Raw genomic sequence first — 7,118 nt, forward strand, 5'->3', positions numbered from 1 at the left:
CGGCTTGCGCTTGAGCAACGCCACCAGCCAGGGCGAGGCAGCCGCACACTGGCCACGCCGTAACTGCCGTATGACAGCAGTGGCGCCGACCACCAGCACGCTGCGCAAGGCCTCGTCCCCAGCCGGCACTGTTGCATTAACCTCGGCAGTGTAATTCGGAGCGGCCAGTCAAGGAGCCGTCCTGTTGTCTTTGTTCAAGCGCCGCCGCTTTCCGGTCGAGATCATCCTTCTATGTGTGCGCTGGTACTGCAAGTATGGGATCAGCTATCGCGACTTGGCTGAGATGATGCAGGAACGCGGCGTCAGCGTCGACCCATCCACCATCTTCCGATGGGTTCAGCGCTACGCCCCGGAGATCGAGAAGCGGGTGCGCCAGTACCAAGGACCTCGCTCAGACTCCTGGCGTGTGGATGAGACGTATGTGCGGGTCGGTGGGCGCTGGAAATACCTGTTCCGGGCCGTCGACAAGCACGGTCAGCTCATCGACTTCATGCTGTCCGACCGCCGGAACAGCCGAGCGGCGTATCGCTTCTTGCGCAGAGCCCTGAAGACGGTGAGCGACCATCCGCCGTCCTCGATTACGACCGACAAACTGGCATCGTATCCCAAGGCGATCCAGCGCCTGCAGGAGGAGGGCCTGCTGTCGAACGAGGTCAAACACCGGACCTCGAAATACCTCAATAATGTCATCGAGGCAGACCACGGCGCGCTCAAGCGCTTGATCCGGCCGACCCGCGGTTTCCAAAGGATGAAAACAGCCTCCGCGACGATCAAAGGCTTTGAGGTCATGCGGATGATTCGTCGTGGCCACTGCATCCTGCCGCAGCCCGGCGCGACAGGCGAAATCCGTCGTGTGAACCAGCTCTTCGGTCTTGCCGCCTGAGCCATCTATTTCGGCTAGGTTCGTCCTGCCCTTTCCAAGTTAATGCAACATAGCCTCCTGAGCGGGGTGCGCTTGTTCCATCTGAGGCATCGGCCTGTCTCCTTCCAAATCTGAAGAGACGAAGAGTGAGCCAATCTTCGATGGCCTGCATGGTATCTTTGGCCAATCAGGCGGCGTGGCAGAGCGCATGAACCAAGCATTGTCCTGCCGCTCGACTTCCTCGAAGCGCTCGGGCTGCGAGACCTCGACGCCCTGCGCTTCCTCCACCACCACGAGAGCATCGGGCACCAACCAGCCGCCCTCCGCACACCCACGAAAAAGGCCTCCCGCGGGAGGCCTGTCGCGGGCTCTGCTGTTCTGATTGCGCTCAGATGACGAGGAAGTCGGTGTAGGCTAGCTTGGCCTTGTTGTCGAACTTCATGATCTCGACCGCCTTGCCCTTGCCCGAGCCGTCGGCATCGTAGGAGAGAATGCCCTTGCTCTTGTTGTAGACGAGGTAGTCGTTCTTGTCCTTGGCCTTGGTGCCGCTGTCGAAGTAGTCCTTCTTCAGCTTGCCGGCCTTGCCAAGCTTCTTGAAGATCGCGTTGTCGAGAAGGATCTTGTCTTCCTTGACCTTGAAGTCCTGGATCCGGTCGAGGTTCAGGAACTTGTTCGTCTTGTAGGTGCCGATCGCGCTGTTGAAGACGAAAGTATCCTTGCCAGCCCCGCCAAACAGGATGTCGTTGCCCTTGCCGCCGTTGAGGCGGTTGGCGCCGGGATTGCCGGTGAGGGTGTTGGCCTGATCGTTGCCGCTGAGGTCGATGGCGTTCGACCCGATCGCGACCACTTGGCCAACGAACTGCGTGCTCCCGTAGGTGACGGTGGTGTAGATCGTGTTGTTGCCCACGCTGTCGATGACCACGTCGCCGGCGTTGTCCACATAGTACACGTCATCGCCTGCCCCGCCCATCATCGTGTCCGCGCCGACTCCGCCATCAATGATGTTATTGGCTTCGTTGCCGGTGATCGAGTTGTTGAGGGCATTGCCGTTCAGGGAAATGGCGTTGGTCGCTCCGCTCAGGGCCGTGAGGTTCTCCACATGAGCGGTCAGGGTATAGCTGATCTTGGTATTGACGAGATCGGTGCCCTCGCCAGCGTTCTCGATTACGACGTCGCCAGCGCTATCCACGTGGTAGATGTCGTTCCCTGCGGCCCCTTCTAGAGTGTCGGCGCCAGTCCAGCCATCGATTACATTGTCGCCGCTATTGCCGATAATGCGATTGGCAGAAGCACTGCCGGTGAGATCGATGGCAGTGTGTCCTCCGGCGGCTGCTAGAACTTCAACCTCACCGTTTCCTTGAGCATAGAGGTTGAAGCTAACACTGGCGATAACTGTGTCAGAGCCCTCGCCACCGCGCTCACGCACATAATCGAGGCCATTATCCACATAATAGAGATCATCGTCGGCAAGGCCCTGCATGTCGTCGGCGCCCAGGCCACCAACCAAGGTATCGTTGCCGCCCTTGCCGACCAAAATATCGTGGCCGCCCCCGCCGTCGATCCTATTGGCCGCCGAATTGCCGTTCAGGCTATCGGCATGACCGGATCCCGTCAGATTCTCAAAGCCATTAATGTTATCGCCGGCCTGATCTCCAGCGCCGACGCCGAAGCCGGTGACCGTGCCATCCGCGCTGTTAAGCGTAACATTCACGCCGACAGTAGCCGTGGCGTAGGAGAGCGTATCAATCCCGTCGCTACCACGAAGTGTATCCCCTCCGGCACCGCCGATTATTGTATCGTCGCCATTGCCGCCATCAATGGTCGTATTGGCTGTGCCGTCGCCAGTCAGAAGGTTGTTGAGATCGTTGCCGAGAATGCCGCTGCCTGCCGGCGTCGGGGCGCTTTCCCACGTCTCCGGGATCGCGAAATTCAGATCATCAACACCGAGAGTGAAGATCTTGTTCGTGGAATTATAGGTTACAGTCATAGGTTACCCCTTTGTGCAATCTCATTTGAATGAGTAGGTTTGGATAAGGATTGTAGTGAGACTATGCCGCCGCGAATCGATCTGTCGGCATCGAGGATCTGGGCGCGGATTTCCTGCCTGTCGTCATCCCTAAGTCCAGTTACGAGAATCTCTGTGCCCCAACACTGAGGTGTGGTCATTGTGTTGCGATGCCGATCATCTTCGCTCGACAGCCCTTGTCGGCATAGCGCCTTGTTGCTGCGAACGCCGAGGCGGATGGTTACCGCAATCAGCCCGTGCAGGCCCCACTCGTTTGTGTGGGGTGAGTGGCCATATTTCCAATTGGTTGGCTGCCCTGAGTTGCTCCGTCTCTGGGTGCTGCGCCTGTAAGCGTTACACAGATCTTGGCTGGCAATGTGCTCTGGCTGCGTCAGTTTCGGTGCGGCGCTTGTCCACCCGGCAACGACCGTGCCCCGACCTTTTAGGGGCCGATCGAGGACCTCAGCTCACCTGTCGTGGCGCGGGTCTGATGCTGAAAACGGTGCCGATGGCTCTTTTGACAGCGAATCAGGCCCAATCGATTCGGCCCTGCGGCGAGCCCTTGCCTGGGAGAACCGATGGACCACTGGCCGGCCCCTCTGGCTCGCTCACGACAATGAGCGGCCCTGGGGGAGATGGTCAGCAATCCCGACGCAGGTCGGCAAGTTGCCTCCGCTCGATGAGATGTTTGACCTGACCTCATCTCGTCCGTATAGGGAGAGGTCAAGTGCAGTCCTCCGGCGGGTTGCTAGGAGTTCGGGCACCGCCTGGGCCGGACCAGTAAGCCCATTGGGGGCTTAAGAACCCACCCCATTATGGCTGTGAGGCATACGTTCTCCTTGAAGGGCTATGATAATGGCGCGGACAAAGTTGCATAACTCTTTAATAGCGTCAATCGTTCTTGCGCTCGCTGCTCTGCCGAGCTTTGCGGGGGTCTTACCACAACCACAGGATGATCCGGTTCTCACCGTCTCTGGTGCGATCGGGGTCAAGAGTGCCAAAGGTGGAGCCATATTTGACCGTGCGCTTCTCGAAAGCATTGGCTTGCGCACACTCAGGACCTCAACGGCGTGGACAACAGGGGTGAGGACGTTTGAGGGGATCCTCGTGCGTGATCTTCTAAACCGTGTTGAAGCTAAGGGAACACACGCGACGGCGACTGCCCTCAACGACTACTCGATTGAAATCCCGCTCTCGGACTTCCAGGAGTTCGACGTCTTGCTGGCGCTCCGCATGGATGGCCGCGACCTGATGCCCCGGGACAAAGGACCAATCTGGATTGTATATCCCCGCGACCAGAACGCTGAGTTGCAGGACGCACGCTACGACTCCCGTTGGGTATGGCAGCTGAATAGCCTTACTATTCATTGATGCCGAACCCCTTTCTCTCGCGCGCGCCGGCCCTGTCCTCGATTGCCATCGTGGCCTCGTTTGTATGCCTCGTGCTGGCAAGTGCTCGCCTTATCGAGGTTGGGCAGAACCTCAAGAGCGATATTGGCGAGAACATCGTCTGGCTGGCCAGCCAAGCCCAGTATGAAGGCATCCGGCTGTCCGATACGATTTCTCGCTACACTGGAGGAGACCTTGATGTTGGTAAGAATGAGATCGAGCTCCGCCTCAATGTGTTCCTGAGCCGCCTGGAGGCAGTGCGCGATGGCCAACCTCGCGCATATCTGGCCGACCTTGGCTACACATCCAAGCTTGATGAACAGGCGGAGGCCTTAGCTGCCCTTGAGGCTCATATTCGCGCCCTTGGTCGCTATGACAAGAACACCGATGCCGCCGCGCGTTCCATCATCCAGCCTCTCGTGAGTGTTCTGAGAGATGCCGCCAACAAAAGTATGCTGATCGAGCGGGACCGCACAATGCAGCTGCGGGATGCCCATTTGAATGCCCTTCTCCAGGTCTTTGCCTATATCGCAGGGGTGATCCTCAGCTGCGGGATACTTACCCTATTTCTCCTTCGTGGGCAGCGAAAGATCGCGCTCGCAACAGTCTCATTGCAAAAGGAGCGAGAACTCAGTCAGCTTTATCGTGAGTTCGTCTCGATGGTCTCGCATCAGTTCCGAACGCCTCTGACGGTCATCGATATGACCGCCCAGCGCATAATGAGACGCGGGGCCCGGATGAATCAAGAGGAGATAGGTGAGAGGACGGCGACAATCAGAGATGCAGCTGCGCAGCTGACCAAGCTGATGGAAAGCACCTTGAATGCCGCTCGATTTGATCAGGGCGAAATCGCATTCCAGCCCGTTGCCTGCAATCTGGCAGAACTCGTCACGGACGTGTCCACGCGCTACACCAGCCTTGAACCTGGTCGGGCGATCGACGTTAGCTGCGAGGCATTACCTTCCGCTGCCCAATGCGATCCGATCCTGATGGAACAAGTGATTAGCAATCTCCTCTCAAATGCACTGAAATATTCCGGCCGCGATACACCGGTCCAGGTCCGAGGATGGATGCAAGAGGACTGGATCTTCATTGCCGTCCAGGATTACGGGATTGGCGTGCCGGAGGAGGACATGCCTCGACTGTTTGATCGCTATTTTCGAGCGCGGACAGCCAGGGGAACGATTGGAACGGGTGTTGGTCTCGCTTTTGCCCGTGAGATCGTCCACATGCACCGTGGGACCATCGAGGTCGCGAGCCGTGAAGGCTCGGGAACAACGTTTACAATTCGCCTGCCGCGCAGTTGCACAAGGGAATGTTCTCAAGAGGCCCATACAGTGAGCGTCATCGCTGTTGGCTAAGGTAATGCCCCTGTTGCGGTGCGTGCGCTGAACGATAGAGGGCTTCCAAGGAAGAGACTGATCAGATCCGTCTGGCGATCCGTTTGCGTCTTTCGAAACAGGTTACGCAAGGTGTAGGTCACCGTGTTCCGGGTTATCCCGAAAGCCGCGGCAATCTCATCCAATCGCCGCCCTTCGGCTAGAGCAAGAGCAAGTCGTGCTTCTGCTGGCGTCAGGTCGTACAGCCGCGCCACGAGGTCTGCTGGCAGGCGCGGGCGACGCTCAGGGTCTGAGAGGAATACACACGCCATCGCCCTGTCACCTCCTGTCACTGTCGACCGAAGCGGGGTTATCAGCAATGCCAGGGAGCGGCGTCCGGAGGTTCGGGGCACTGCAAGGGCTCCCTCTCCTGCTCTCTCCCGACCATCGGAGGTTTGGCGTGTTTCCCCCAGAGCTCGGTCCACCAGTTCACGTATTGCCTGTGTTTGCTGAGGTGTGGAGCCGCGTAGGGAACCATCCGTCGAGATCACGAGGCCATCGGCCTGTTTGACAATTTCTCTGCCCGTTTGGTTGACGAAGACGACTTTCCGATCAGCTCCAATCAGCATGATGCCCAGTGCAATCTGATTGAGCACCTCGGCTGCCCCCAACAAAGCTCCCTGCGTGCCTTCACGATGCAGCTGTGAGAAGGCGACCTCTATCTCGGGAAGCTTACTTTCGACCTTATCGCGCATACGCGCGACTTGGCGGAGGCGCGCCTCGAGGGTCGCCAGCAAAACATCGAGATCGATGGGCTTGGTCAGATAATCATCGGCGCCGGCTTGTTTACCGGCGATCACATCCGCGCGGTCTGCAAGGGCAGACAGGAAAACGAACGGAACGTCACTCAAATCGGGAAAGCGGCTGCGGAATTCCTGAAGAACATCAAGGCCGCTGAGACCGGGCATATCAACATCACAGAGAATGAGGTCTGGGGTGTGACTGGTAAGAACCCTGAGGGCATCGGCCCCGTTACTGGCTTGGAGAACATCATAACCTGCCTCCTGCAGTTCCTCTACGATTATGGCGCGTATGTGGGGCTCATCCTCGACGCACAGAATCAGTGGTGGCATTGCTTGCTCTCGAAGGGCTTGGGTTGCTGGCGGCAGTTGCCGGTACCGCGAGGTCACTGTCCTATAGGGGAGCGCGCAAGGTTTATGCAATAAACCTCGGCGGTATTATCAACCATGTGTAGACGCCCCTGGTGACGCAAGAAGAATCTTCGGGTTGATCCAGCGCGTGGTCAGGGCTGTTGGGGTGGACGGCCCCCTTACGGCATCGCTGTGCCAGAATGAGGTCATTGCAGATCTCAAACACAGGAGACCGTCCGTGGACCAGATTATTCGCATCGGGATGGATACGTCAGTGCGCCGGGAGACCGGCAAGGAGTAGGAGGTGAAAGTCCCCCACGATGAAGGGCTAGCAACCCATATCGGCCCCAAGCCGTGCGCAGGCAACCGTGAGGATGTCGGCGAAGCGTCGG

5 protein-coding genes and 1 pseudogene are annotated in these 7,118 nt (G+C 58.3%); 3 read left to right on the top strand and 3 right to left on the bottom strand.

All coding sequences use genetic code 11. The annotated features are described in order from the left end of the window. Positions 1-123 (bottom strand): annotated as a pseudogene (locus tag ACS5Q1_RS45550) (IS110 family transposase); the annotation flags it as partial. 61 nt (positions 124-184) lie between these two features. Between ACS5Q1_RS45550 and ACS5Q1_RS45555 the strand changes: the two are divergent. Continuing rightward, positions 185-883, top strand: a complete 699-nt coding sequence (locus tag ACS5Q1_RS45555; RefSeq protein ID WP_473104398.1) for an IS6 family transposase — start codon at positions 185-187, stop codon at positions 881-883. A 367-nt stretch (positions 884-1,250) separates the two neighbouring features. Here the strand turns inward: ACS5Q1_RS45555 and ACS5Q1_RS45560 are convergent, their stop codons facing one another. After that, positions 1,251-2,849 (bottom strand): calcium-binding protein, encoded by a 1,599-nt coding sequence (locus ACS5Q1_RS45560; RefSeq protein ID WP_473104399.1) that lies wholly within the window; start codon positions 2,847-2,849, stop codon positions 1,251-1,253. Between the two features lie 873 nt (positions 2,850-3,722). Between ACS5Q1_RS45560 and ACS5Q1_RS45565 the strand changes: the two genes are divergently transcribed. Further along, entirely contained in the window at positions 3,723-4,238 is a 516-nt protein-coding gene (locus ACS5Q1_RS45565; protein ID WP_473104400.1) for a putative pterin-binding protein, read from the top strand. Further along, positions 4,238-5,617: a sensor histidine kinase gene (locus ACS5Q1_RS45570; protein WP_473104401.1), complete on the top strand. Its 1,380-nt coding sequence runs from the start codon at positions 4,238-4,240 to the stop codon at positions 5,615-5,617. Before ACS5Q1_RS45565 ends, ACS5Q1_RS45570 begins: the two co-directional genes overlap by 1 nt. Here the strand turns inward: ACS5Q1_RS45570 and ACS5Q1_RS45575 are convergent. After that, positions 5,614-6,708 (bottom strand): response regulator, encoded by a 1,095-nt coding sequence (locus ACS5Q1_RS45575; protein WP_473104402.1) that lies wholly within the window; start codon positions 6,706-6,708, stop codon positions 5,614-5,616. The genes ACS5Q1_RS45570 and ACS5Q1_RS45575 overlap by 4 nt on opposite strands. Positions 6,709-7,118: the final 410 nt, after the last annotated feature.

The organism is Microvirga sp. GN3, assembly GCF_055792825.1.

Coding starts and splice junctions, on each gene's coding strand:
- ACS5Q1_RS45560 (WP_473104399.1), bottom strand. CDS start 2,849: ATGACTGTAACCTATAATTCCACGAACAAGATCTTCACTCTCGGTGTT.
- ACS5Q1_RS45570 (WP_473104401.1), top strand. CDS start 4,238: ATGCCGAACCCCTTTCTCTCGCGCGCGCCGGCCCTGTCCTCGATTGCC.
- ACS5Q1_RS45565 (WP_473104400.1), top strand. CDS start 3,723: ATGGCGCGGACAAAGTTGCATAACTCTTTAATAGCGTCAATCGTTCTT.
- ACS5Q1_RS45575 (WP_473104402.1), bottom strand. CDS start 6,708: ATGCCACCACTGATTCTGTGCGTCGAGGATGAGCCCCACATACGCGCC.